At 37.9% G+C, this 24777-nt stretch carries 22 protein-coding genes; 13 read left to right on the top strand and 9 right to left on the bottom strand.

Annotated features, from left to right (window positions below):
* Positions 1-321 precede the first annotated feature (321 nt).
* A complete protein-coding gene (map, locus tag AC1M9E_RS08115) occupies positions 322-1116 on the top strand; it encodes a type I methionyl aminopeptidase (protein ID WP_481597802.1) in 795 nt (264 codons plus the stop codon).
* A 19-nt stretch (positions 1117-1135) separates the two neighbouring features.
* Here map and AC1M9E_RS08110 read toward each other — a convergent pair whose 3' ends face one another.
* The 4 genes from AC1M9E_RS08110 to aceR all read right to left on the bottom strand — a co-directional run bounded on the left by AC1M9E_RS08110 (position 1136) and on the right by aceR (position 5051).
* A complete protein-coding gene (locus tag AC1M9E_RS08110; RefSeq protein WP_488225200.1) occupies positions 1136-2314 on the bottom strand; it encodes a benzoate/H(+) symporter BenE family transporter in 1179 nt (392 codons plus the stop codon).
* A gap of 53 nt (positions 2315-2367) precedes the next feature.
* Positions 2368-3018, bottom strand: a complete 651-nt coding sequence (leuE, locus tag AC1M9E_RS08105) for a leucine efflux protein LeuE (protein WP_481587646.1) — start codon at positions 3016-3018, stop codon at positions 2368-2370.
* A gap of 67 nt (positions 3019-3085) precedes the next feature.
* Complete coding sequence (gene tal, locus AC1M9E_RS08100; RefSeq protein ID WP_481587645.1) at positions 3086-4072, bottom strand: transaldolase; 987 nt, start codon at positions 4070-4072, stop codon at positions 3086-3088.
* A 94-nt stretch (positions 4073-4166) separates the two neighbouring features.
* Positions 4167-5051 carry an HTH-type transcriptional regulator AceR gene (aceR, locus tag AC1M9E_RS08095; RefSeq protein WP_488224667.1) on the bottom strand — a complete coding sequence of 295 codons (885 nt, stop codon included), beginning with the start codon at positions 5049-5051 and terminating at the stop codon, positions 4167-4169.
* 97 nt (positions 5052-5148) lie between these two features.
* On the opposite strand from aceR, the gene aceI reads away from it, so the two are divergent.
* Positions 5149-5580: a chlorhexidine efflux PACE transporter AceI gene (gene aceI / locus AC1M9E_RS08090; protein ID WP_092767850.1), complete on the top strand. Its 432-nt coding sequence runs from the start codon at positions 5149-5151 to the stop codon at positions 5578-5580.
* A gap of 43 nt (positions 5581-5623) precedes the next feature.
* Here aceI and AC1M9E_RS08085 read toward each other — a convergent pair whose 3' ends face one another.
* Positions 5624-6622: an OmpW/AlkL family protein gene (locus AC1M9E_RS08085; RefSeq protein WP_481587644.1), complete on the bottom strand. Its 999-nt coding sequence runs from the start codon at positions 6620-6622 to the stop codon at positions 5624-5626.
* A gap of 177 nt (positions 6623-6799) precedes the next feature.
* Positions 6800-8329: an acetyl-CoA C-acetyltransferase gene (locus tag AC1M9E_RS08080; protein ID WP_488224666.1), complete on the bottom strand. Its 1530-nt coding sequence runs from the start codon at positions 8327-8329 to the stop codon at positions 6800-6802.
* 240 nt (positions 8330-8569) lie between these two features.
* On the opposite strand from AC1M9E_RS08080, the gene AC1M9E_RS08075 reads away from it, so the two are divergent.
* From AC1M9E_RS08075 to dnaX, 7 genes are all read left to right on the top strand, one after another.
* Positions 8570-9961, top strand: coding sequence for a 3-oxoacyl-ACP reductase (locus tag AC1M9E_RS08075; protein ID WP_035266061.1), 1392 nt, complete (start codon positions 8570-8572; stop codon positions 9959-9961).
* A 140-nt stretch (positions 9962-10101) separates the two neighbouring features.
* On the top strand, positions 10102-10956 hold the full coding sequence (locus AC1M9E_RS08070) for a MaoC family dehydratase (RefSeq protein ID WP_481597806.1): 855 nt from the start codon (positions 10102-10104) through the stop codon (positions 10954-10956).
* A gap of 68 nt (positions 10957-11024) precedes the next feature.
* Positions 11025-12284, top strand: coding sequence for a serine hydrolase domain-containing protein (locus AC1M9E_RS08065; RefSeq protein ID WP_481608082.1), 1260 nt, complete (start codon positions 11025-11027; stop codon positions 12282-12284).
* 108 nt (positions 12285-12392) lie between these two features.
* Positions 12393-14123 (top strand): metalloendopeptidase CpaA, encoded by a 1731-nt coding sequence (gene cpaA, locus AC1M9E_RS08060; protein ID WP_481608070.1) that lies wholly within the window; start codon positions 12393-12395, stop codon positions 14121-14123.
* Between the two features lie 3 nt (positions 14124-14126).
* A complete protein-coding gene (cpaB, locus tag AC1M9E_RS08055) occupies positions 14127-14744 on the top strand; it encodes a metalloprotease secretion chaperone CpaB (RefSeq protein ID WP_092767795.1) in 618 nt (205 codons plus the stop codon).
* Between the two features lie 60 nt (positions 14745-14804).
* Positions 14805-15263: a copper resistance protein NlpE N-terminal domain-containing protein gene (locus AC1M9E_RS08050; protein ID WP_092767797.1), complete on the top strand. Its 459-nt coding sequence runs from the start codon at positions 14805-14807 to the stop codon at positions 15261-15263.
* Between the two features lie 118 nt (positions 15264-15381).
* Positions 15382-17508, top strand: coding sequence for a DNA polymerase III subunit gamma/tau (gene dnaX, locus AC1M9E_RS08045; RefSeq protein ID WP_481593689.1), 2127 nt, complete (start codon positions 15382-15384; stop codon positions 17506-17508).
* On the opposite strand, the gene AC1M9E_RS08040 is transcribed toward dnaX, so the two are convergent.
* Both AC1M9E_RS08040 and AC1M9E_RS08035 read right to left on the bottom strand, forming a co-directional pair.
* Positions 17505-17948 (bottom strand): acyl-CoA thioesterase, encoded by a 444-nt coding sequence (locus AC1M9E_RS08040; protein WP_092767801.1) that lies wholly within the window; start codon positions 17946-17948, stop codon positions 17505-17507. The genes dnaX and AC1M9E_RS08040 overlap by 4 nt on opposite strands.
* A 37-nt stretch (positions 17949-17985) precedes the next feature.
* Complete coding sequence (locus AC1M9E_RS08035; protein WP_481590722.1) at positions 17986-19146, bottom strand: iron-containing alcohol dehydrogenase; 1161 nt, start codon at positions 19144-19146, stop codon at positions 17986-17988.
* 113 nt (positions 19147-19259) lie between these two features.
* Between AC1M9E_RS08035 and AC1M9E_RS08030 the strand changes: the two genes are divergently transcribed.
* The 4 genes from AC1M9E_RS08030 to AC1M9E_RS08015 are packed head-to-tail and all read left to right on the top strand — an operon-like array spanning position 19260 to position 22997.
* Complete coding sequence (locus AC1M9E_RS08030) at positions 19260-19781, top strand: low molecular weight protein-tyrosine-phosphatase (protein WP_481590721.1); 522 nt, start codon at positions 19260-19262, stop codon at positions 19779-19781.
* A gap of 12 nt (positions 19782-19793) precedes the next feature.
* Positions 19794-20828 (top strand): UDP-N-acetylmuramate dehydrogenase, encoded by a 1035-nt coding sequence (murB, locus tag AC1M9E_RS08025; protein ID WP_488225199.1) that lies wholly within the window; start codon positions 19794-19796, stop codon positions 20826-20828.
* Positions 20829-20838: 10 nt separating this feature from the next.
* A complete protein-coding gene (locus AC1M9E_RS08020) occupies positions 20839-21969 on the top strand; it encodes a YdcF family protein (protein WP_488224665.1) in 1131 nt (376 codons plus the stop codon).
* Positions 21969-22997, top strand: a complete 1029-nt coding sequence (locus tag AC1M9E_RS08015; RefSeq protein ID WP_035266046.1) for an alpha/beta hydrolase — start codon at positions 21969-21971, stop codon at positions 22995-22997. The genes AC1M9E_RS08020 and AC1M9E_RS08015 overlap by 1 nt, the downstream gene beginning before the upstream one ends.
* A 36-nt stretch (positions 22998-23033) precedes the next feature.
* On the opposite strand, the gene AC1M9E_RS08010 is transcribed toward AC1M9E_RS08015, so the two are convergent.
* Positions 23034-24704 carry an FMN-binding glutamate synthase family protein gene (locus tag AC1M9E_RS08010; protein ID WP_481608072.1) on the bottom strand — a complete coding sequence of 557 codons (1671 nt, stop codon included), beginning with the start codon at positions 24702-24704 and terminating at the stop codon, positions 23034-23036.
* Positions 24705-24777 lie beyond the last annotated feature (73 nt).

The following is a 24777-nucleotide window of genomic DNA, read 5'->3' as shown; positions in this document are numbered from 1 at the left end:
AGAAAGCGATTTTAGAGCAAATGTCAGTAAATAGGGAGGGCGGTCATCCATCGAATGGAATAGTAAAAAAGCAAGAAGCGAATAATTTTATTGGATGGGAAATTATGAGTTAAATTAAGTCTATGTATTTATAAAACTAATAAAATAAATTTATTTATTGAATTGAAATTAAGCAGAGCATAGATCTTGATTCGCAAAATAAAATAATGTACTGAATGGTTAAATAATAGTCGAAAATGATTAAGTTACAGATAGTCTATAGCGTTTGTGATCGACAAATGAAAGTCCTATAATGAATCCTGAATTAAAAAGGGGTTCATCATGAAGGCAACAGCTGTCACCATTAAAACTGAACAAGATATTGAAAAACTAAGAATATCGGGTCGGCTTGCGGCACAAGTGCTTGCAATGATTGGTGATTATGTGAAGCCAGGTGTGAGTACTGCGTATCTTGATGATATCTGTAATGATTACATCGTCAATACACTCAAGGTGACGCCAGCAAATGTGGGTTATTACGGATATACAAAAACAACCTGTATTTCGAAAAATGAAGTTGTATGTCATGGTATCCCTGCTTCCAATATTATCTTAGAGGATGGAGACATCATTAATATTGATGTTGCAATCATCAAGGATGGTTATTTTGGTGATACCAGTCGAATGTACTATGTAGGTACAATTAAACCTGAAGCAAAAAAATTAGTCGATACGACTTATGAAGCGATGCTTGCAGGTATTAAAACGGTTAAACCTGGCGCGACACTAGGTGACGTGGGTCATGCTATTCAACAAGTTGCGCAACGCGAAGGTTTTACGATTGTACGTGAATATTGTGGTCACGGTATTGGAAAAACCTACCATGAGCAACCGAATGTATTGCATTACGGACAGCCTGGTCAGGGATTAGTATTAAGAAAAGGAATGGTGTTTACCATTGAGCCTATGGTGAATGCAGGCAAAGCCAAAGTTAAAGAATTAAAAGACGGATGGACAGTAGTAACAGCAGATAAATCTTGGTCTGCACAATGGGAACATATGGTTGCTGTGACTGATGAAGGATATGAATTATTGACACCTTGGCCTGAAGGTACGGGTGAATATCCTGTAATTTAATTCCCAAAAGCCTATTTTTTTAAATAGGCTTTTTAATTTGTATACGCATCAAATGATAAATAATAAATCCAATAACCAATCCCCAAAAAGCAGATCCAATGCCCAAAAACTGAACTCCAGATGCAGACATTAAAAAAGTGATTAAAGCAGCATCACGATCTAAATCTTCTTTAAATGCGATACTGATGTTATGTCCAATCGTTGCAAAAAGTGCGATCGCCGCCAAAGTGGTGATCATTTCTCTAGGGAATGACAGTAATAATCCCGTTAGTGTCGCTGCAAAAATGCCCATAAAGATATAGAACACTCCACAAGCCATACCTGCAATATAGCGTTTAGCAGGGTCTTGATGAACTTGTTCATCAAGGCTCACAGCTGCACTAATTGCTGCGATATTGGTTGAAAATGCCCCGAACGGAGCGAATATTGCTTGAGCAATTCCTGTCCAACTTACTAATTGGTTGACATGAGGTTTGTAACCATAGGATCTGATCATTGCTAAACCAGGTAAATATTGTGAAGCCATATTGATGATCAAGAGGGGAATAGCTAAACCCAGAATACTTGACCAGTGAAATTCAGGCTGAATCCATACTGGATACGTCATTCCGTAGTGAATTTTGGTTGCTGTATATTCAAAGAAAAAAGGTGTGGCGATAATGCAAGCTAACAATGTAATGACAATGGAGTGACGGGGTAATGCTTTTTTACTTATAAAATATGTACTGATCAACATTAAAACATAGATCAATTGGTCTTGCATGACCGTAAATAATGAAATGCCAAATTTTAATAACACTCCAGCTAACATGGCGCTTGTAAGAGATTGCGGTAAAAATTCAAGAATTCTTTGAAATATTCCAAAAAAGCCCAATACAGCAGTCATAATTCCGCATATTAAAAATGCCCCTATCGCCTCATTCAAATTGTATCCTGAGCCTGTAGCGATAATCAGTGCTAGTCCTGCTGTTGACCATGATGTTGCAACTGGATATTTAAACTTCCAGCTTAAGATCAGTCCTGATAATCCTATACTCAAACCCAGTGCCCAAAACCATGAGCTAATCTGTGCTTGATTTGCACCTAATACTTGTCCAGCTTGAATAACCAGTACAGATGAAACGCTAATGCCAATTAAAAATGTAATAAAGCCAGCGAAAACAGCAGGTAGACTTAAATCTTTTTTTATTCTTGTTATCACGTCTATGAGCATTTTTATATTATTTCCCTAATGATTCTGTGAAGTTAAGATTACATTGTTGATGTCGCAAGTTTGATCCCAAACAATCCAAATAAAATACCAATAGCGGCAACAGAAGCAGCTGCTAATTTATAATGCGTGTTGAAGTAATTTGAAATTTTGATACCTGTGAAGATCAACATACTTAAGTAGGCTATACTCATTAATTGTAAAATTACAGCAAGCATTAAAAAGCTTTGGGCTGGATAAGGATAAGCTGGATCTACAAATTGAACAAAAAACGATAAAAAGAACAGTATTGCCTTTGGGTTAATCAGACTAATGAGTAATGCGGTACGAAAAGGATGAAATTTTTCTTGTTTTTGTACAATAGAAACATTAGCTTGATCTTTACTTGGACGTTTCCAAGTTAAATAGGCTGCATATATTAAACGGATACCTAAATAACTAAGATATAAAGCACCAATAATTTTTAGGGCGAAAAAAATCCAGGGAAATTGATGCAATAATGTTGCGGCACCTAAGACAGTTAGCAAAATAAGGATGCTATCTCCACACAAAATACCGAAAGCACCTTGATAGCCCACTTTTATGCCAAAGCGAGTCGCAATAGACATGACATAGAGCGAGTTAGGTCCAGGTAATAAAATAATAAGTAATGTACCTATTAAATAGGTTGGAAGATCAGTTATACCAAACACTCATTTATCTCTTAAAAAATAATCGAGCTCCTAAGAGCTCGATTGAAAGAATGATGGATAGGTGCAATTAAGCTTTTATATCAGCATCTATGCCAAATGATTGTTTTAACAGAGAGCTGAGTTGATCTCTTGCCTTAATAAAGCCATCTATACCGCCTTGCAATAATTGCGATGCCATAAGATCTTTCTGAATTTGCGCTTTAAAATCTATTTCAGTGATTGGACTAAGTGATTCGATATTTGAGCTGTGTGCATTTGCATTTAACTGAACTTCAACTTGGCGATGATCTTGAGCCAATTCGTCAAGTAAATTCGGTGATACAGTTAAGAGGTCGCATCCAGCAAGTCCGAGAACCTGTTCTATGCTACGAAAGCTTGCGCCCATAACTTCAGTTTTCACCTGATTTTGTTTGTAGAACTCGTAAATTTGTTTAACGGATTGTACACCAGGATCTTGTTCAATTGGATAGTGATCCACATTTTCAGCTTTTTTATACCAATCGAGAATACGACCTACAAATGGTGAAATTAATGTGACCTGAGCATCCGCACATGCTTTTGCTTGATGTAAGCCAAACAACAAAGTTAAGTTGCAATGAATGCCTTCTGCTTCAAGAACCTTAGCAGCTTGAATGCCTTCCCATGTTGAGGCGATTTTAATTAAAATTCGGTTTTGATCAACACCATACGTCGCATAGAGAGCGAGTAATTCTTTAGCTTTAGCAATTGTCGCGGCTGTATCGTATGAAAGTGCTGCATCAACTTCTGTTGATACTCGACCTTCAACTACTTTTAGAATTTCCACACCTAATTTGACAGTCAGGATATCAATTGTTCTATCGATTAACTCATCTGACTGATAACCCTCTGACTTTGCTTGATCAAATGCAGCTTCAATCAGTTCTTTGTTTTCAGGGAATGAAGCTGCTGCCGTGATGAGTGAAGGGTTAGTGGTAGCATCCAATGGCTTAAATTTTTTTATAGCGTTTAAGTCACCTGTGTCTGCAACAATTGTAGTGAAGTTTTTTAATTGAGATAAAGCTGTTTCAGTCATTGCGATCTAATTCTTTGTTTCATTACTTATACCATCTTTATAACACATGATTATTTTGAAACATGCTACAAAAGTTTTAAATCAAGTTATTTTCCTACATTTTTCTTTTATTTCTGATGTGATGAATTAAAAATTGAGCAGCTTTGCCCAATGGTTGCTCTTTACTCCAAACCAGATCGATAAAATAATCAAATTTTGGAGTGAAATCTGAAAATCGTAGAACTTTAAGTTTTTTCTTTAATGTTGGTTGTTCGATAAGCATTTCAGTGGGTAAAACTCCCCATCCAAGTCCTTGTGAAATTAATCTACATGCAGAATGGTGATTGTCTGTACGCCATGCATCTTTGGAAAAGAGTAATTCAGGCTTAATGTTCCGATCGCGACTAGCGACTACAATCTGACGACTTTGAAAAATTTCTTCATAGCTCACTTTTTGATTTTGGCACAGCGGATGATGAACAGATGCAACTGGAATTAAACTTTCTTTCATTAATTCCACGAATTGTTCATTCGCCTCAATATGTTCACGCTCAAACATCAATGCTAAATGTGCTTTACCCGTTAAAATCATTTGTTGAGCATCTTCTTGTGGTGCGCTGAATATATTGATTTGTATTTGAGGAAATTGTTGTTCTAATAAAACAATATAATCAGTCCATCTACTATGCAGTAACTCAGATACCACCACAATATTTAATTCGGTTTCGATGCCGCTACTCAAACCAAATGCATGTTGTTTCCATTGATTCATTTCAATCAATAAATGATTAGTACGTTCATACAAAACTTTGGCTTGAAGTGTTGGCTGTGGTTCACGTCCTACTCTTTCAAACAGTTGAAGATTCAGATCAATCTCTAAATTTGAAATCGCCATACTGACAGCAGAGGGGACCTTGCCTAACTGACGTGCGGCTGCGGAAAAAGAACCTGTTTCCATCACAGTTTTAAAAACGACCAATTGTTCTTGATTAATATTCATGTTTATTCTTTCAAAAATTTTGATAGATTCTAACTCGATCATTCAATATTATGAAAATAAAATGCGCTCATGAATAACAATGTTGATGAGTGAACGCATGTTTTTTTCAAAGAGAAGAATTATTCACGCAATAAGCTATGAAATCATTCTATTGGTGATCATCGCAATTTCTTTGAGTTTTATTTTTGAAGTTCCACTGGAGATTGCAGGTTCATTAGGTGTGATTATGGCTGTACTTTCAGTGATCTGGAATATGATTTTCAATCATTATTTCGAAAAAATTGAAGCGCGCAATCAGTGGAAGCGTACTGTAAAAGTTCGTATATTGCATGCGCTAGGATTTGAAGGTGGCTTAATGTTAGTGACCATTCCAATTGTTGCATATATGATGGATATGACGCTCATACAAGCTTTTATCGTCGACTTAGCTTTGACGCTTAGTATTCTGGTGTATACGTTTATATTTCAATGGTTCTATGATGGGATCGAAGCTAAACTGGGTTATGCACCTGAGGCTTTAAATCACTAAAACTCAAAATAAAAAAGCATCTCTATTGAGATGCTTTTTTTAATTAAAATTTATAACCAATTCCAATATAGCTGATTAAAGGATTAAGATTGATTTTTGTTGATGATGAAACTAATTGACGCCCTGATATTTGGTCATAAACTGTAATTTTCGACTTATTCGATAAATCTACATAGGTTAGTGATCCGGTAATATAGATTCTATTTGAAATGTCGTAATTTGCACCTAAAGTAAATACTGCTCCTAAAGCATCAGTGGCTTTCACTTTAACCTTTGGATCTACTGGAGAATTAATTCTTACTCCTATAGGATCTACAATAGCATCTAATAGATTTCCATTGATATCCTTCATCGGGTCATCATCTCTAACAATATTTGTAATATGACCGATACGATGTCCAGCAGTTATTAGTTCTTCCTCAAGACCTTTATCAATTTTTAGCCCAGTAAATGTTGCATACATTATTCCTGCCCCTACATAAGGTCTAAATTTATTTATACCTGTAGTACCAAAGTGGTACTGTGCGGTTGCAGCTGGAGTCCAAGCTGTTGCTTCTGCCAACTTTGATCTGCTCCCAAGATCAGTTATAAACAAATTTCGATCAGGTCCTAATATATCAATAATAGCAGCATCAATCATTGGGTTAAGTGCAATAGGTTTTGCATTAATCTGACCTTTCCCCTTAATATCAATTTTGGGTGGAACACCTCCAATCATTTGAAGTGAAATGTTATCATTGACATAATAATTAATCATTAAGCCCAAAGTATCCCCATCCTTAGGTTTTAAGCCAGCATTTTCTGTCCAATTGCTTAATCCCTCCATTTTTGAGGTTATGCCTATATTTTTTAATAGGTCATACTCATAATCAGGATCAACGGCTGTATTAATCGACGTATTTCCATATTTCCCCTGAGGCATTATATGTAGCCATCCAGTACTAACAGACCATTTATATTTAGGCTCAACTGAGTTCGCCAAAATTGTGGTACTGATGCAACATAATAGAATTACTGAGTATATTTTTTGTATCTTTTTCATTTTTTTTCCTTTAATTGGCTAAAATCCATTTTTAGCTCTTTAATTATGTAATAAAATGCTAATTTTTAAAGTTTAATGTCAGTCATTCATCTAAAAAAAATAAATACTCTGTCAATCTTTTTTATGTAAATAAAAAAAGCCCCTCAATCGAGGGGCTTTTTTGTTATGAACATCGAATTATTTTTCAATAATAGCCGTTACACCTTGACCACCTGCAGCACAGATCGAGACAAGTACACGACCTGAACCTTTTTCATTTAAAATTTTTGCAGCAGTTGCGATAATACGACCACCCGTTGCGGCAAATGGGTGACCCGCAGCCAACGAAGAGCCTTTAACGTTTAACTTCGCACGATCAATTGAACCTAAAGGCGCATCTAAGCCTAGACGTTCTTTACAGAATTTAGGATCTTCCCAAGCTTTTAATGTAGAAAGAACTTGAGATGCAAATGCTTCATGAATTTCATAGTAGTCAAAATCTTGAAGTTTTAAATTAGCACGCTCGAGCATACGTGGAACTGCGTAAGCAGGAGCCATTAACAAACCTTCTTTTTTACCAATGAAATCTACAGCAGCAGTTTCAGAGAAACTTAAATACGCTAAAATTTCGTGACCATTTGCTTTAGCCCATTCTTCTGATGCTAATAATACACAAGAAGCACCATCGGTAAGTGGAGTAGAGTTACCAGCAGTCATTGTACGAGCATCACCTTTACCAAACGCTGGCTTAAGTTTTGCAAGCTTTTCTACAGTTGAATCAGGACGTAAGTTGTTGTCGCGCTCAAGGCCAAGGAATGGCGTCATTAAATCGTCAAAGAATCCTTCTTCATAAGCTGCAGCCATTTTCTGATGAGACGATGCAGCAAGTTCATCTTGAGCTTCACGAGAAATGCCCCACTCAAGTGTTGTGATCGCTTGGTGATCGCCCATAGATAAGCCAGTACGAGGTTCACCATTTTTAGGAGCATCTAGCAAATCTTTTACGTTAATTTTAGTTAACGCTTTAAGACGATCTTTACCTGTTTTTGCAACGTTGAGTTCTAAGAGGGCTTTACGTAATCCATCACCAAATGCGATAGGAGCATCTGAAGTGGTATCCACACCACCTGCAATACCCACCTCAATTTGACCAAGTGCAATTTTGTTCGCTACGAGGAAAGCGGCTTGAAGCCCAGTACCACAAGCTTGTTGGATATCGTAAGCTGGAGTTTCAGGTGCAAGCTCTGTGCTTAACACACATTCACGCGTCATATTGAAATCACGGCTGTGCTTCAGTACAGCACCAGCAACAACTTCACCCAGACGTTGACCTTGAAGATTAAAACGCTCAACTAGACCATTCAATGCTGCTGTAAGCATATCCGTATTTGTAGCTGTGAAATAAGCACCATTAGAACGTGCGAAAGGAATACGATTACCACCGATAATTGCAACACGGCGTACAGTATTTTGAGTCATAGTTTTTTCCTGTTCAGCGGAAGATTGAGTCGTAGTTGCTGAAGTTTGATTTTCAGCTTTAGTTTTATTTGTTGCTGCTGTTTTTTTGCGAGTCGTCGACGTACGAGGGCGAGTCGCTTTTGGAGTATTTGCGTTGTTGGCACTGTTTGCATTACCACTACTCGTATTTGAACGAGCTTTTGATGTATTTGACACAGTCGCTTTCGCAGAATTCTCAGTTGTTGGATTTTCTTGAGTTGTTTTGCTCATAAGGCTTTTCCAAGCATATTTGGGATATTCTTGAGTGCTACATTAGCATAATCGCTAAGAGGTCGTATTGACTAAAATGACATTTAGCAATGCTTTCAGGTCAAGACATACATAGAGTAACTCAAGTATTATTTAACTGAAACGCAGGGATCGATTAATTTACTAAGTATCAGAGTTTGAACTGAACTTCATCTACACCATAGATCCTTCAAAAAATTATTCTATCGAGAGATCATATTCATGACTGACCAATATCAAGCTTTTGCAAAATCTCCAATTGGTAAATTTGTCATCAAAAATTTAGGTTTACCATCTCCAATTCACTTAGATCGCTTTGAATCAGCAACGCCTGTTGTTCAAGGCGCTGTTTTATTCGGTTCTGCGTCTAAAAGTCTTTTTAATGGTGAAATTGCGCAAGTTCTGAGTAATATTCATGCCAACAGCTATGCGGGAAACAATGCTGAGTTACAACAAGCTGCAGCTAAAGTAGGGTTGAACTTAGGTGCGTTTAATGAAGGCGATAAAGAGTCGAAATTCAAAGCAGTTGTGTTTGATGCTTCGGGTATTCAGGACTCTGAACAGTTAATTGAATTGTATAAATTCTTTAATCCAATTGCTCGCCAAATTCAAACTTCAGGTCGTGTAGTCGTCGTTGGCTTGACACCAGAATCAGCACCTACAGTGAAACAAGCGATTGCTCAACGTGCATTAGAAGGATTCGTGAAATCTGTAGGTAAAGAATTTAAGAAAGGTATTGCTGCACAATTGGTTTATGTAGATCAAGATGCTGCTTTAAATCTTGAATCTACACTTCGTTTTGTACTTTCTCCGCGCTCAGCGTATGTATCAGGTCAAGTCATTCGTGTTTCAAAAGCAAATGTTGTTGATGTTGATTGGACTAAACCACTTGCGGGCAAAACTGCAGTGGTCACAGGTGCAAGTCGTGGTATTGGTGAAGCGATTGCGCATGTTTTGTCGCGTGATGGTGCTCATGTCATTTGCTTAGATGTACCACAACAACAAGCAGATCTTGATCGTGTTGCGAGTGAAATTGGTGGATCGACTTTAGCGATTGATATCACTGCACCAGATGCTGGAGAAAAAATCAAAGCTGCAGCGGCTGCTCAAGGCGGGCTAGATGTGATTGTCCATAATGCCGGTATTACACGTGATAAAACGCTTGCTAATATGAAGCCAGAGCTTTGGGATCTTGTGATTAACATTAACTTATCTGCGATTGAGCGTGTGAATGACTATTTGTTGTCTAATGAAGGCATCAATGAAAATGGTCGCATCGTTTGCGTATCTTCGATTTCAGGTATTGCGGGTAACCTCGGTCAAACGAACTACGCAGCTTCTAAAGCTGGTGTGATTGGTTTAGTGAAATTTACAGCACCAATTTTGAAAAATGGTGTAACGATTAATGCTGTTGCTCCTGGATTTATTGAAACTCAAATGACAGCAGCGATTCCATTCGCAATTCGTGAAGCGGGTCGCCGTATGAATTCGATGAGTCAAGGTGGTCAACCAGTTGATGTGGCTGAAACAATCGCATTATTTGCTTCATCTGCTTCAACGGGGCTGAATGGAAACATTGTACGTGTGTGCGGTCAAAGTTTATTAGGTGCTTAAGCTTTAGTGGTCATAGATTGTTAAATGAAAGAGAGTAATGTTCAGGCATTGCTCTCTTTATTGCTCGTATGATTTGTTATGATCGTTTTGTTGAGCTGCAAACTTTAAATTTTTTATAAAGATAAATGGGAATTTTTAACATGAAAACACGTCACTTTAGTCAATTGCCAAAAGCTTATTTAGCTTATCCTAAAGTCATTAAAGGTTTAATTTTTAAAAAACCGAAAGGCGAAAAGACACTGCCACAAGTGGATTACATCGTTGATGAATATCGTGTTGATCATGACCATTTAAAATCTTATAACGAAATTTGTGGTTATAAGAATAATGGATATGTACCATCGACTTACTTGGCAGTCATTTCTCAAAGTTTGCAGATGCAAATGATGACACAAGAACCTTTCCCATTTGCTTTGCTGGGTTTAGTTCATATTCGTAATCAAGTTAAGCAGTATCGCAAAATTGGAGTGAATGAAACCATCACGCTATCATGCAAATTTGGTGAGTTAAAACCACATGACAAAGGTTTGCAATTTGACTTCATTACCACTGCGAAAGTAGGTAATGATGTGGTGATGGAGGGTTTAACAACCTATCTTTCTCGTGAAAAAACAAATACTTCATCCTCTTCAAAGGCGAAAGAAGATCAGTTGCCTGAATTTAAATCACAGGGTAATTGGAAAGTCGCTGAAAACACGGGTCGTCGCTATGCGCTCGTTTCAGGTGATTTTAACCTCATTCATATTCATGCAGTTACAGCGAAAGCATTTGGTTTTAAACAAGCGATTGCGCATGGCATGTGGAGTAAGGCTAAAGCATTAGCAAGTATTAGTTTACCGGATGCTTATGATGCTGATGTTTATTTTAAGTTGCCTATGTTTTTACCATCTGAGGTTGAATTTTTAACGGGTGAGCGAGATCAAGCGACATATTTGTTAGTTCGTAATGCAAAATCACAAAAACCTCATGTTTCTGGTGTTGTGAAACCACTTTAATAGATGCTCTAGGCCTAACATGTTTGTTAGGCTTTTTTATAACTATAAATCAAGGATAGAAGATGAAAATTCTAAAAGATTTAATTTACGCTGACACACATAATTATAAGGGTATCGTTCACCATCAGTTTGCAGATTTGGCACATTTATTTAGTCGTTTACAAGACTCTCGTACTGAACAAGGTGGTGCATCATTGGCTGTATATTATGGTCAAGAAAAAGTGGTTGATATTTATGTTGGAAAAAAGTCTTCGAGTGAAGAGTGGTCAGAAGACACGATGGCGATGTGCTATTCCACCGGAAAAGGGATCTTAGCGACTTTGTCGCATATTCTAGTGAGTGAAGGGAAATTAGATTATCGTCAACCCATAGCTGATTATTGGCCAGAATTTGCTGAACATGGAAAATCTGAGATTACTTTGGCTGACGTATTGAGTCACCGTAGTGGTTTATATGATGTTAGAAATGTCATTGCTCAAGCATCTGAAATGGCAGACTGGGATCACATGCTCAATGTGATGGCTAGCGCGACACCACGTTTTAAACCCAATTCAAATTATGCATATCAAGCACTTACGTATGGCTGGTTATTAGGAGGGCTGATTGAAAAAGCGACTCAGCAAAATCTTTCTGAGCTGATGAATCAATATTTAGTAGAACCACTGCAATTAGATGGTGCCTATTTTGGTGTCCCTCAGGATCAACTTTCAAGAATAGCCAAACCTCTAGAAAAAACAAATATTGAAAAAAAGTCATCAACTACTCAAGTTGCACAACAAAAGAAGAAAAAACAGAAAGTTTCATTTTCGGATCGTATCATTCAATATTCTGGTCAAAATCCTGATGATTTTATAGATGCAATGATTCCAAAGGGAATGAAGGGGTTTAGCTTTTTTGATGATCGTGTTCTGACTCAACCCATTCCTGCTGCTAATGGTGTCTTTACAGCCAGAAGTTTAGCGAAAATCTATGCCATGATGGCGCACTATGGTCAGTTCGAATCAAGACAATTTATCAAGCCACTTGTATTCAAACAACTTTCGCAAATTCAAAGCTATGATCGAGACAAGGTGATGCCAATACCTATGCATTGGCGTTTGGGTTATCACAGAGTTATCACGCTGGGTAAAAGTGCAAAAAATGGATTTGGTCATATGGGCTACAACGGATCAGGGGCTTGGTGTGATCCTGAAAGAAAATTAAGCTTTGCCTATACCCATAATTATCCTGTTGGGTCAATTACAGGGGATTATCGTTTGTGGAGTTTATCGCAAGAGGCATTAAGATGTGTGGATCACATTAATAATGGTAAAAAGGGATGGTTTTAACATTTACAAAGGAGAATTTGTATTTATAATGTATACTAACTTTAACTAAAATAAACAAATAGTGACATGATGAATAAAAAAATTACCTTTTTACTAATGGGTTGTTTGATGAGTGGTGTTGTGGCAAGTACAGTACTTACACCAAACCAAAATCAGCAAAGCGGGCAGATTCCGAGCGGTTATGCTGAATTAGAATTCGAATTGCGTGATGGAAATTGGACGAAACAAATCTATCTGCCAAACAATCCAAAAAATAATGACAAGATTAGAATTTCCTCATCGGCGGGATATGCGGCATATCTAGATACTTCCAATATTGATATTCCCCTTGAATCAATTCAAATCAATAAAGGAAACACATTCGACTTTATTTATAGTGAATCTTTAAAAAAATGGCGAATCAACAGTACACCCAGTGTCATTTTAGATAATTCAAGTGTACAAAATATTATATCTAATCAACAAACAATACAGCGAGTTCATCTAAAAGATGGCGCTTGGGCAAAGAAAATAGTATTGCCGAGCGATGTTGCTAACAATACGGTAATGTTGATTGAATCTGATGCAGGCAGGGATTCATCAATTGATACAACAAATCTTCTTTTTTCGAGTAATTTTAATTTAAAAAAAGGAGATCGCTATTGGTTTGTATTTAATCAAAATCTAAAAAAATGGGTGCCTGAATATATCAAGCCGAGACAACTAAATGTTAGTTCAGTGGGTACTCAGTTAAATAAAACAGATAGCCCTTTAACTGAAATTATTTTTGGTGATGGAAACTGGGTGTCACAATTCACATTACCAAGTTCAGCATATGACCGTGATCGTGTGATCGTGAAGTCGACTGCAACATGGCAAGCTACTATTGCAAATCAGAATATCAATACCTCAGCAACTTTAAAACTAAATAGAGGTGAACGATATGAATTTATGTTTGTAAAAGAATTAGCGAAGTGGATTTTAGTTTCTGCACCAGAACGTGTGATACAAGCGAAAGATTTAAATAATCAAAAAGTTCCTGATCCTAAACAACCAGTGACACGTGTTAAGTTGGCAAATGGAAATTGGCAATCAGTAATTAATTTACCTGATCGCGCTCAAATCAATGACAAGATAATCATAAGTTCTGGAGCGGCGTGGAGCAGCACAATTCAGGCATCCAATAATTTACGACAAACGATTCAAACTGGTGAAACGCAACGTTTTGTCTATACATCTCAAGGATGGCAAGCTGATAGTTCAACGATTGACATGCTTTTGGTGAGTAGTCCTGCTGTTACAGAGAAATTAGGTGCAAATGCAGCGAAAATTAGATTGATTGAAGGCTTTGACCTAACCAATGTGTCTGCAGAGAATTCAAATGCCAAGTTTTATCTACGCAACGTTGGTTATCTGCAATATAAAACACCAGGTTCTAAAACATTAAACAATGTCCTTGATATTGGTCGTGTGGACAAAGTTATTCAGAATGAGCGTAATCGCTTAAAAGCTGATGCTATATATTATGAAGGTGATGAAGAGGGCTGTGGTTTAGCGTACTTACTTGTAAACCCTAACTCCAATTATATGATCGGTAGTGGAAGTATTAACTGTGGAATCACGGTTTTACGACATGAATTCGGTCATAATATGGGGGTTAATCATCATGATACCGCTGGGCCAGCACGTGGTTTGGAGCATCCTTTGGGTAGTACGATTATGGGAGGTAATAGTATCTCTTATTTCTCAAGCCCAGATTTATTCCATCCAAAGTATGGATACCAATTAGGGGGTACGAATGATCGTGATGCTGTCACTATGATTAATAAAAATGCTAAAGCAGTGTCGCTATTCAAATAATATATGAAAGTAATTTATATTTTATTGGGTGTAGCAGTTTTTGTGACTGCTACATTTACGTTATATCTAAAACCCGAAAAAGACAAACCATCTGCAAGCTTACAGCAGCATCAAGTTGAAAATGAACTGGGTCAAAATGTTTATGCTCATGACGAACGCCTTAAAAATAAGAATGAGTCATCGAGTTCTCATTTGATGCCTGAGCTTATGCCTGTACTAGAACAAAATGTTGAACGGCATATGATTCTTCCAGAAAGTTTTCAGCATCGGGCTGACACGGGTTATTTATTTAAGTTTAGCCCTGATCAAGTGGCGAGCATGAAAGAGGGCAGTAAATTTCCCTTGAAACTTTTGCAATTTGGTATCAATCGTGTGGCCGAAATTACTGAGATTGAACAAGTTGAGGATGGAATTGTGAGATATAAGGGGCAATTTGAGGATTATCCTGCTGATCTAAACTATTTTACGATTACTCAAAGTATTGAAGATCAATATGCAATTATTAAAGTTTATACAGATAAAGGGTCATATTTTGCTGAAGTAATTAAAGGGATTGGACTCGCTTACCCTGATCAAGTTTTACATGATGATGGGGTTCACGTGCACCAACATACGCATTGATTCATATGCAGACTTGAGATATGGTAATTTTCACAAAATTGTTAAAATTGATTTGTGATTATGCGCCGTAGTACTGTCATCCCATTCGTTTTGATATCGTCGATTCATATGGCTTCTTGCGATCAGTCCACGCAATCAAATCAACTCTTGAAACAGAATGATTCGATAAAAAATCAAGTAACACCTCAATATATTGGTTTATATCAAGGTACTACGCCATGTATGGGGTGTTTTTCGCGTTGTGATGATTGTCCTGGTATGGCTGTTGATTTACAACTTAACGCAGACCAAACGTATGTGTTGTCACGATTAAGTCTAAGCGGTCATAACCAAGCAGAAGAAATCAAAGGTCAGTTCAAATTCATTAATACTGAGAAGTCTTTGATTCAATTAAACGGTGTTCCAACCAGAAATATCATTCTTGTCGATTTGGTCAACAAAATGCTAGAAATTCGTATCGATGGGACTGGTGAGGAATACGAAAATTTTGATGATTTTAGTTTGAATTTAACAGGTTAAATTTTCCCAAGAAAAAAGAGTTGGGTTTAAATTGTTTTTTGAATGTATGAATGATCTGTAACGCATTCACTCTTGCCAAAAAAAACAGTATGCTTAGTCCTGTAATTAGGGAGCATTCATGTATCAGGTTCTTGCGCGTAAATATCGTCCACGTAATTTTTTAGAATTGGTTGGTCAAAACCATGTGTCGCGTGCATTAACCAGTGCTTTAGAGCGTGGTCGACTGCATCATGCTTATCTTTTTACGGGGACGCGTGGCGTTGGTAAAACAACGATTGCAAGGATTCTTGCTAAATGTCTGAACTGTGAAACAGGTGTAACATCTACACCGTGTGAAGTATGCCCAACGTGTACCGCAGTCAATGAAGGTCGATTTATAGACTTAATTGAAATTGACGCAGCCTCCCGAACCAAAGTTGAGGATACACGAGAATTATTGGATAACGTACCTTATGCACCAACGCAAGGTCGTTTTAAAGTGTATCTCATTGATGAAGTACACATGCTGTCCACACATTCTTTCAATGCTTTACTCAAGACACTTGAAGAACCGCCTGAACATGTCAAATTTTTATTTGCGACGACAGATCCTCAAAAACTTCCAATTACGGTTATTTCACGTTGTTTGCAATTTACTTTACGCCCATTGGCGGTTGATGAAATCACTTCACATCTCACACAAATTTTAACTAAAGAATCAATTAATGCGGAAGCTGATGCGATTTGGCAGATCGCTGAGTCAGCACAAGGTTCTTTACGTGATGCACTGTCGCTAACAGATCAAGCAATTGCATATGGGCAAGGTGCGATTCACCACCAAGATGTGAAAGAAATGCTGGGTTTGATTGATCGCACGATTATTTTCGACCTTATTTTGGCGATACATCAAAATCAACGTGCTAAAGTCAGTGCTTTATTACTCCAATTCCGTCAACAAGCACTTGATGTTTCTTTGGTGTTGGATCAACTCATTTCAACTTTACATGAGTTGGCTTTACTCCAATACTTACCAGACTTGAGTTTAAAATATAGTGCTGAGATTAATCAGAAAATTATGCAGCTTTCGAGCATGATTTCTGCTCAAGATCTACAATTGTATTATCAAATTGCATGTAAAGGTCGTGCTGAATTACAAATTGCAGTGACTCAAGAGCAAGGCTTTGAAATGTGTGTGCTCAGGTTGTTGGCATTCCGCCCGATGGCGAATAATGAGCAGCTGACCACTCAAGCACCTCCAGAACAATCAAATGTCTTAAAAGAAGCTGAAAATTTCAATCAGATTTCGACAGAGAATTCAGAATCTATATCGGCTGATCATCAAGAGGCAGGATCGAAAATCAGTTCGCCTGAGAATAATACGAGTTCGATTCAGCGTAGTCGTGATGTAAATGATGAGGAAAATACGGATCTAATCTTATTTCAGCAGATGATGGCATCAGATGATGAGGCTGTTCCTACGGAGTCAGTTCATCCTGAAAAATCTGAATCTGAAAGCTTGCATTCAACAGAATTAAATCATGCGGATGATGTCGGTCAGTCTGTATCTGTTGAAGTGAAACAAGAGAATTTAACCAACTCTGTGGTAGGCAGTGGGGAGATTGAGCTGACTTCATTTGGAGCAAGCTTTAATTCAGAGCCTGTTGAATCTTCTATTGTTGATCAAGACAATATTTTCTTTTTAGAGCCTAAGCCAAGTGAACATTCTGCTGAAAGCGCTGAATTGTCAGTTCAAGAAGAAGGATCATCGAATGGCACTCATTGCCCAAGTCTAGATCTACTTGATGAGAATAAAAATATTGTCGCAGATGCTGGCTTAAAAGGTTTAATGCCTCAAGATATTTTAAGGCTTGAGCCTGTCGAATTGGTAGGTGAATGGGATACTCAAAAGTGGGAATATTGGTTCAGAAATAGTCCATTAACACCTGCGGTACAAGAATTAGCACAACAAGGTCTTATGCAAGGTCAAATTGATGGAACATGTGAATTCTATATCCCTGCAAAATACGAAGCTTTATTGCACTCACTCATTCCGAGTTTAGAAGCAGCACTCAAGCAATCATTTTCAAAATCTCAATTAATCGTAAAATACAACGAACCAAACGGTGAGACGCCTTTCGATCTGCAGGAAAAGCGTAAGCAAAAGGCATATCGACGTGCTGAAGAATTGATTCATCAAGAACCCGTCGTGGAAGACTTGTTAAAAATTTTCGGCGGTGAGCTACATAATATTCAGCTTAAGTCTTAAGTTGATTTCGTCATAAACGTAGTTAAGGCTTCGCGTATTGAGTTTGGTAATTCAATACTTTTACGAGAGTCACGGTCGACAAATACATGCACAAAATAACCTTGAGCAGCAGGCTCTGATTGATTTTTCTTAAATATTGAAATGCTATACGTCACTGAAGATCGTCCAATCTTTTCGATAGCGACAGCAACATCAATCACTTCGGGGTAGGATAGTTCAGAAAAATATGTACATTTTGATTCAACAACGAGTCCAATGATAGGCGAAGTTTTAAAGTCAAATAGTGCGTGTTGAATAAGTAGCGCATTTGCGGCGGTGTCAAAGTAGCTGTAATAAGTGACGTTATTGACATGCCCATACACGTCATTATCAGCCCAACGGGTTTGGATGGGAAAAAAGAATTGATAGTCTGCTCTAGTTTTTTTTGAAATAGTTGTCATATTTTATTCAGAAAGTTGATTAAAGATTTCGAGTCATTTAATGATAAATTGCTTGGTAGATGCTTAAAGCATCAGCATAGCTTAGAGCTCTAGGATTGTTTTGTAAGAGGCGCGTTTGTTGCATCGCATCATTAGCTAACATCTCTAAATCTGATTCTTGTACACCTAGCTCATTGAGTTTTAAGCTCAACCCACTCTGGCTAACATGCCTTTCCATATGATCAATAAATAAATCACATAAGCCATCAGTATTGCCTTTGCTATATGGGTCAATCCATTGCATCAGTTCAGCATAGTATTTCTTCGCTTGAGGTGCATTGAATTTCAGTGTTTCAACAAGCACGATTGCATTGGTATGACCATGCGATAAGTGATAATGCCCGCCCAAAGGATAGGCAAGCGCATGAATAGCTCCAACAGGAGCATTTGCAAATGCTTGTCCAGCCAACATAGAGCCTAAGAGCATTTTTTGGCGCGCTTCTAGGTTTTGGGGTTGCTCTAGAACAAGTTTTAAATTTTGATTCAATAAATCCAATGCTTGTTTAGCGAGCAAATCAGAATAGAAATTTTTCTTTAGTTTTGAGGTGTAGGCTTCAATTGCATGCACCATTGCATCAATTCCTGTTGCTGCAGTGATGTGAGCCGGAAGACCTTGAGTAAAAGTTGCATCTAAAATGGCAGTATCCGCATACAGAACGGGTGAAACAATTCCTGTTTTTGTTGTTTTGCCTGTAGTGACAATAGAGATTGGTGTAACTTCAGAACCCGTACCTGCAGTTGTAGGCACTAAGATAAGTGGTAATCGTGGCGATTGAGCTTGATTGACGCCATATAACTCAGAAATCGTTTGGGTTTGATTGGGGTGTGCAAGTACGGCAATAATTTTTGCCACGTCTAAGGAGCTACCACCGCCAAAACCAATGACTGCATCAATGTGTAAACGTTTTGCTTCATCTACTGCATTTAAGATGACTTCCTCAGGAGGGTCTGCAACGACATCGGAAAAAATACTGAACTCAGTCCCAGTAGCGTTGAAAATGTGAAGAATAGGTTGGTGGAGGTGATGATCAATCATTCCTTGATCTGTGACGAGAAGAACTTTATTAAATCGATGTTGTTTTAAAATTGAGCCAAGCTGTTGAATACTCCCTAAACCAGAAATAATATTCCCGACAGTTTGAAATTGAAATTGGCTCATCACACATCCTTTTTGCGCTTTAAATAAGATTATTGTTTTACAGTTCTATAGGATTCACTCCTTAAATAACTTAACATATGCACTGCGAAAGTATATGTATTTTTGAGGCGAAGATGACGACGAAAATGCCATACAAAATTTTATGTGTATGTTTAGGAAATATTTGTCGTTCCCCAACAGCAGAAGTGGTAATGAAACACTTTGCTGATTTAGAAAAATTAAATATTGAAGTTGATTCAGCTGGAACCAGTAACTACCACCCAAACAAAGCGCCTGATCATCGAAGTCAAAAGCACGCATTGAAACGAGGGTATGATTTATCTTCATTACGTGCGAGACAGATTCGTATTGAAGACTTTAAGGAATTTGATTTAATCTTGGCGATGGATCATGAAAATCTAGTCAATATTCAGAAACTGCAAGTTGAAGCAGCGCAGATATTTCAAAACCATGAATTGCGAGCAAAAATAGAGCTCATGAGTGCCAAGGATCATTCATATTTAAATCAACCCGTACCAGATCCTTACTATGGTGGAGATGATGGCTTTGAGTTGGTCTTAGATCAATGTGAGTCGAACAGTAAAGCATGGATTAGTTACTTAAAACCAATGTTGCAGCAGTCAAACGTTGAGTAAGATAAAAATATGATTGATATTCAAACTAATATACAACTCCAGTCTTTCAATACGTTGAATTTAAATGCTGTTGCATCTCATTATTGTATTGTTCGATCTCTTCAAGATTTGCGAGAAGCAATTCAATTTGCTGAGCAAGCTCAATTAAACATGATGATACTTTCTGGGGGGAGTAATATGCTGCTTCCCGAGTATCTAGATGCTTTGGTTGTTCAATTACATTTAGATGATCTTGTCCTGCTTGCTGAAGATGATACCTATGTAACAATTCGAGTAGGTGCTGGACGTCACTGGCATGAGTTCGTGCTATGGACAACAGAGCAAGGTTTTTATGGATTGCAAAATCTCGCATTGATTCCAGGGTGGGTGGGTGCTGCACCTGTTCAGAACATCGGTGCCTATGGCGTTGAAGTCGGTGAATTTATTGAATTTGTAGAGGCTTTTGATCGTACTAAAAATGAAATCGTACAAATCCAAGCGAGTGATTGTCATTTTTCATATCGACACAGTATTTTTAAAGATCACCCTGAGCGGTTTGTTATTACTGCGGTCATCTTTAAATTACTTAAACACCCACAACTCAAAATGCATTATGGAGATTTAAATGCTGCGATGGGCGATGACATTACGCCATATAATTTACAGCAACAAGTGATCAAAATTCGTCAAAGTAAACTCCCAGATCCTGCAGAATATCCAAATGCAGGGAGCTTTTTTAAAAATCCGATTTTAATTAAAACGAAATTTGAGGAAATTTTACAGCTTCATCCCACGATTCCACACTATCCTCAAGCGGATGGTTCCGTAAAAGTTGCAGCTGGTTGGTTGATTGACCAATCAGGCTGGAAAGGAAAAAAATTAGGAAAAGTGGGAATGTTTGATCGACAGGCTTTAGTTTTAGTCAATTACGCCGATGCATCTCTCACAGATGTGCAGGCAACCTATCGCTCTGTGCAGCAAGATGTGTTAAATAAGTTTGGTATTTTATTAGAACCTGAGCCTGTTTTGTTCGATCAAAAAGGTTCTATTCAATCTCATTTAGTATAAAAAGGACAGTATGTCTAGAAAACATTGGATGGTGACAACGGTGCGTATGATGGCGATCATATTCGCACTTTTGGGCTGTCTCATGGTTTTCTGGTATACACCATTTTATTCAGCACTTGTTGTGAAATCACTTCACGCATTTGTCCCTATCAAAGTTGACGAAATTGCTGCCAAGAGCCAGCAAATGGCAGCATTAACTGATAAGGAGGATTTGGAGCCTGGTTCAAGATTGTGGATTGCAAGACAAGCTTATCTCAAACTTATTGAAGAACAATTGAATGATCAAGGGGCTGAACAGCTTGCTGAAATTCAAACTCGCTATGTTTTATTAAAACAAAAAATTAAAGATGAATTGCTTATAGATGTAAATACAAAGAATGAAACTAAAGAGGATGTTGTCTTCGCAATTGATCAGCCTGATTCAGCCAGTGATGTTGCCATAAGCCAAACTGATTCAACAAACTCATCCATCAATGAAGAAAAAAATCAGCGCTTGGCTTTAATGGAAAAATATGAATTTTTCCTTAGAAATCATCCCTTAGAAGAAGACGATGTTCAAACATTAGATCCGCAAATCTACAAAGATATCGCGTTGATTCAAAATGAAAATAAAACTTTATCAAATCAACAGGATAAACCTTATGCGATAGTAGTGTTGGGTGGAGGGTTGACGCTAGGGGATAATAAAATTGATATCGTAGTTAATGATTATACACGCTCTAGACTAGAAAAAACACTTGAGATTGAGAAGCAAACGGATTTACCTATTGTGTTGAGTGGTGTTGAAGCACCGTACATGCAAGCTTGGCTAGCATCGCGTGGCGTAGAAGCGAATCTATTAGAGCAACGCAGCATGAATACCTGTGAGAATACACGCTTTAGTTCATTATTATTACAAAAAAAAGGAGGAGCGCCGACAGTGATTCTGATTACCGATCGTTATCATATGACACGTACACGACGTCTTTTTGCTTTGAACGGTATCAAGACAATTCCTGTTGAAGCGCCTATGCCTACAATGCTGACAACATGGCGTCCTAGCCAATTAAATTACGATCACAGTCGTCGTGCAAATTATGAATTACTTGCCACGATCAGAGATGTAATGTTTGGCTCTAGCGGTTGTCGGGAGGTGCCATAATGTCTGATATTCCATTTCTGAATCCAAATGTGTTGAAACAACTCGATTTACCTATTCCGAATCGAGAACAAACACCACTAAGGTTGGAACCTTTAAACTTAAATCGACCTTATTCTCCTTCGAAAGAGATTCAAGCTTATCGTCATCTTTACGCACTTGATCGTCTTGAAGCGAATTATTGGCAGGGTTATATCAAAATGCCTTTGTTCAAACTTCATGTGCAGGTGTATCAACCTCGCATAGAGCAGGTGAAAGGTACTGTATTCTTATTGCATGGCTATTTGGAACACAGTGGGATTTACCAACCAATTATTGGTGAATTGCTGGATCAAGGGTTTAGTGTTTTAACTTATGACTTGCCTGGACATGGGTTAAGTGATGGCAATGCTGCCAGCATTCAGAACTTTGATCATTATCAGCAAGTACTCCATGCGGTTCACCAATATGTAAAACAAGCTGATCAATTGCCTAAACCATGGCTAGGTATCGGACAGAGTACTGGTGGTGCAATTTGGATGCATCATTTGTTGGAGTTTGCTGAACAACGTAAAAATCCAATTGTAGAACGCGTATTACTCTTGTCGCCATTAGTCAGACCTGCAAAAACAGCATGGTGGCATAATCCAGTAGGCTTGGGCATCATTCGCCGTATTAAACGTGAAGTTCCGAGACATTTTAAACGCAATAATCACAATCCTGAATTTTTAAGATTTGTACGTCTAAAAGATCCACTACAACCGCGTATGATGGGGATGGATTGGATATTAGCAATGTCAAAGTGGATGTTGGAAATGGAAAATCGACCTGCATGCCGAATTCCAGTTTGGCTCGCTCAAGGTGCTCAAGATCAAACCGTAGACTGGCGTTATAATATCGAATTTATACGCAGAAAGTTTCGCCTTCAGACCTTGCTCATGTTAGAGGAGGGATCTCATCAGTTGATCAATGAGCGTGCGGATATACGGGCAGCATTAACGGGTTTAATCCCAGCATTCTTACATGCGCAAAGTCATAAAGGATACTTTTAAAATAAAGGTGCTGATTTCAGCACCTTTTTGATGAAACTAGAATTTGCTGGCATCTGCCAAATTCCACATTCTGAAATAGAAATTTTCTTCGTCTTTATCTTTACAGTTCAATAGTTGACCCGATTCTAACCAAAAATGTAATTGAGCATAATTTTTGATTTCACGATCATTTATACGTTGCGCGAGATGATGAGCTTTAATTTCGCTCGGATGATTTAAACCTGCAGCTGCTATCATTTCCGCCAGTGCATGCAATGTATTTTTGTGGAAATTATAAACACGTTCTGCTTTCGTTGGTACATGGACTGCTTTTTGGCGCTCAGCATCTTGTGTTGCTACCCCAACTGGACACTGATTGGTATGGCAACTTTGAGCTTGGATACAACCGACAGCAAACATAAATCCACGAGCTGAATTCACCCAATCTGCACCTAAGGCAAAGGTACTTGCAATATCAAAAGCACTGATGATTTTACCACTTGCACCAATTTTTACTTTATCTCTTAATCCAGCACCTACTAAGGTATTGTGTGCAAACAAGAGCGCTTCACGCAGTGGTGTTCCGATATTATCGCTAAATTCAATCGGTGCAGCACCGGTTCCACCTTCTGATCCATCTACGACGATAAAATCAGGAACAATATTGGTTTCAAGCATCGCTTTGACAATACTCATAAATTGCCAAGGCTGTCCGATACATAATTTGAATCCAACAGGTTTACCACCTGATAGTTCACGTAACTTTTGAATAAAATGCATCATTTCAATCGGTGTATTAAAGCTAGGGTGGCTTGGCGGGGAAATACAATCGCGATCACGAGGAACACCACGAATCTTCGAAATTTCTTCTGTAATCTTATGTTTGGGTAAAATACCGCCGTGACCTGGTTTTGCACCTTGAGACAGTTTTAGCTCAATCATTTTGATATTGGGATGTTTGGCTTGAGCTTTAAATTTTTCAGGATCAAATAGACCGTCTTCAGTTCGACAACCAAAATATCCACTGGCGATTTGCCAAACAATATCTCCATTATTTTCAAGATGGTAGGGGCTTAGGCTTCCTTCGCCAGTATCATGATAGAACTGACCCATGTGGGCACCGAGATTAAGTGCGCGTATTGCATTAGCACTTAAACTCCCAAAACTCATGGCTGAGATATTCATGATTGATGCACTATAAGGTTGAGCGCACTGATCATTACCCACTTTAATACGGAAGGTGCTGGTATCAGCTGGGAGTTTCGGTGCAAGAGAGTGAGTAATGAAACGATAGTCATCTTGATATACATCAATAATTGAACCAAAAGGCTTATCAGCATTTTCATTCTTTGCACGCTGATAAACTAAGCTACGTTGCATTCTTGAAAAGGGTAAAGCGTCTTGGTCTGATTCAATAAAATATTGACGAATTTCGGGTCTGAAATCTTCAAATAAGAAGCGAAAATGCCCCATGATTGGGTAGTTCTTTAAAATTGAATGTTTATTTTGAAGTACATCATATAGGCCTAAGACACTGAGTAAACTGGTCAGTAGCCAAATAATATTAATGACACTGTCGGATAGAAAATAATAAATATAATGGGGGCTGTAAAATAGCCTAAGCCACGTAATACTCAGGGCGATGATAATACATGCGAACCATACAGAATGTCTTGAAAAAAAAGTGTTCAGTAATTTATGTCTTATTGCTTGAGCAGGACTTGCCATTTTTATTTTCCATCGTTCTTTACTGTAATTACCTTACGAACTTCTATGGAATCAGACAAGTAGTGAATTGTTA

The organism is Acinetobacter sp. 24-47-47, from assembly GCF_057737035.1.
The sequence above is the reverse complement of the archived record's forward strand: the minus strand, read 5'-3'. Positions and strand labels throughout refer to the sequence as shown.

What these genes read in the sequence shown, in the direction of transcription:
- map (WP_481597802.1), top strand. Translation starts at nt 322, where the DNA reads ATGAAGGCAACAGCTGTCACCATTAAAACTGAACAAGATATTGAAAAA.
- AC1M9E_RS08070 (WP_481597806.1), top strand. Translation starts at nt 10,102, where the DNA reads ATGAAAACACGTCACTTTAGTCAATTGCCAAAAGCTTATTTAGCTTAT.
- AC1M9E_RS08085 (WP_481587644.1), bottom strand. Translation starts at nt 6,622, where the DNA reads ATGAAAAAGATACAAAAAATATACTCAGTAATTCTATTATGTTGCATC.
- AC1M9E_RS08030 (WP_481590721.1), top strand. Translation starts at nt 19,260, where the DNA reads ATGACGACGAAAATGCCATACAAAATTTTATGTGTATGTTTAGGAAAT.
- AC1M9E_RS08010 (WP_481608072.1), bottom strand. Translation starts at nt 24,704, where the DNA reads ATGGCAAGTCCTGCTCAAGCAATAAGACATAAATTACTGAACACTTTT.
- AC1M9E_RS08035 (WP_481590722.1), bottom strand. Translation starts at nt 19,146, where the DNA reads ATGAGCCAATTTCAATTTCAAACTGTCGGGAATATTATTTCTGGTTTA.
- aceI (WP_092767850.1), top strand. Translation starts at nt 5,149, where the DNA reads ATGTTTTTTTCAAAGAGAAGAATTATTCACGCAATAAGCTATGAAATC.
- AC1M9E_RS08020 (WP_488224665.1), top strand. Translation starts at nt 20,839, where the DNA reads ATGTCTAGAAAACATTGGATGGTGACAACGGTGCGTATGATGGCGATC.
- AC1M9E_RS08040 (WP_092767801.1), bottom strand. Translation starts at nt 17,948, where the DNA reads ATGACAACTATTTCAAAAAAAACTAGAGCAGACTATCAATTCTTTTTT.
- AC1M9E_RS08080 (WP_488224666.1), bottom strand. Translation starts at nt 8,329, where the DNA reads ATGAGCAAAACAACTCAAGAAAATCCAACAACTGAGAATTCTGCGAAA.
- AC1M9E_RS08075 (WP_035266061.1), top strand. Translation starts at nt 8,570, where the DNA reads ATGACTGACCAATATCAAGCTTTTGCAAAATCTCCAATTGGTAAATTT.
- cpaB (WP_092767795.1), top strand. Translation starts at nt 14,127, where the DNA reads ATGAAAGTAATTTATATTTTATTGGGTGTAGCAGTTTTTGTGACTGCT.
- AC1M9E_RS08050 (WP_092767797.1), top strand. Translation starts at nt 14,805, where the DNA reads ATGCGCCGTAGTACTGTCATCCCATTCGTTTTGATATCGTCGATTCAT.
- dnaX (WP_481593689.1), top strand. Translation starts at nt 15,382, where the DNA reads ATGTATCAGGTTCTTGCGCGTAAATATCGTCCACGTAATTTTTTAGAA.
- cpaA (WP_481608070.1), top strand. Translation starts at nt 12,393, where the DNA reads ATGAGTGGTGTTGTGGCAAGTACAGTACTTACACCAAACCAAAATCAG.
- AC1M9E_RS08015 (WP_035266046.1), top strand. Translation starts at nt 21,969, where the DNA reads ATGTCTGATATTCCATTTCTGAATCCAAATGTGTTGAAACAACTCGAT.
- aceR (WP_488224667.1), bottom strand. Translation starts at nt 5,051, where the DNA reads ATGAATATTAATCAAGAACAATTGGTCGTTTTTAAAACTGTGATGGAA.
- tal (WP_481587645.1), bottom strand. Translation starts at nt 4,072, where the DNA reads ATGACTGAAACAGCTTTATCTCAATTAAAAAACTTCACTACAATTGTT.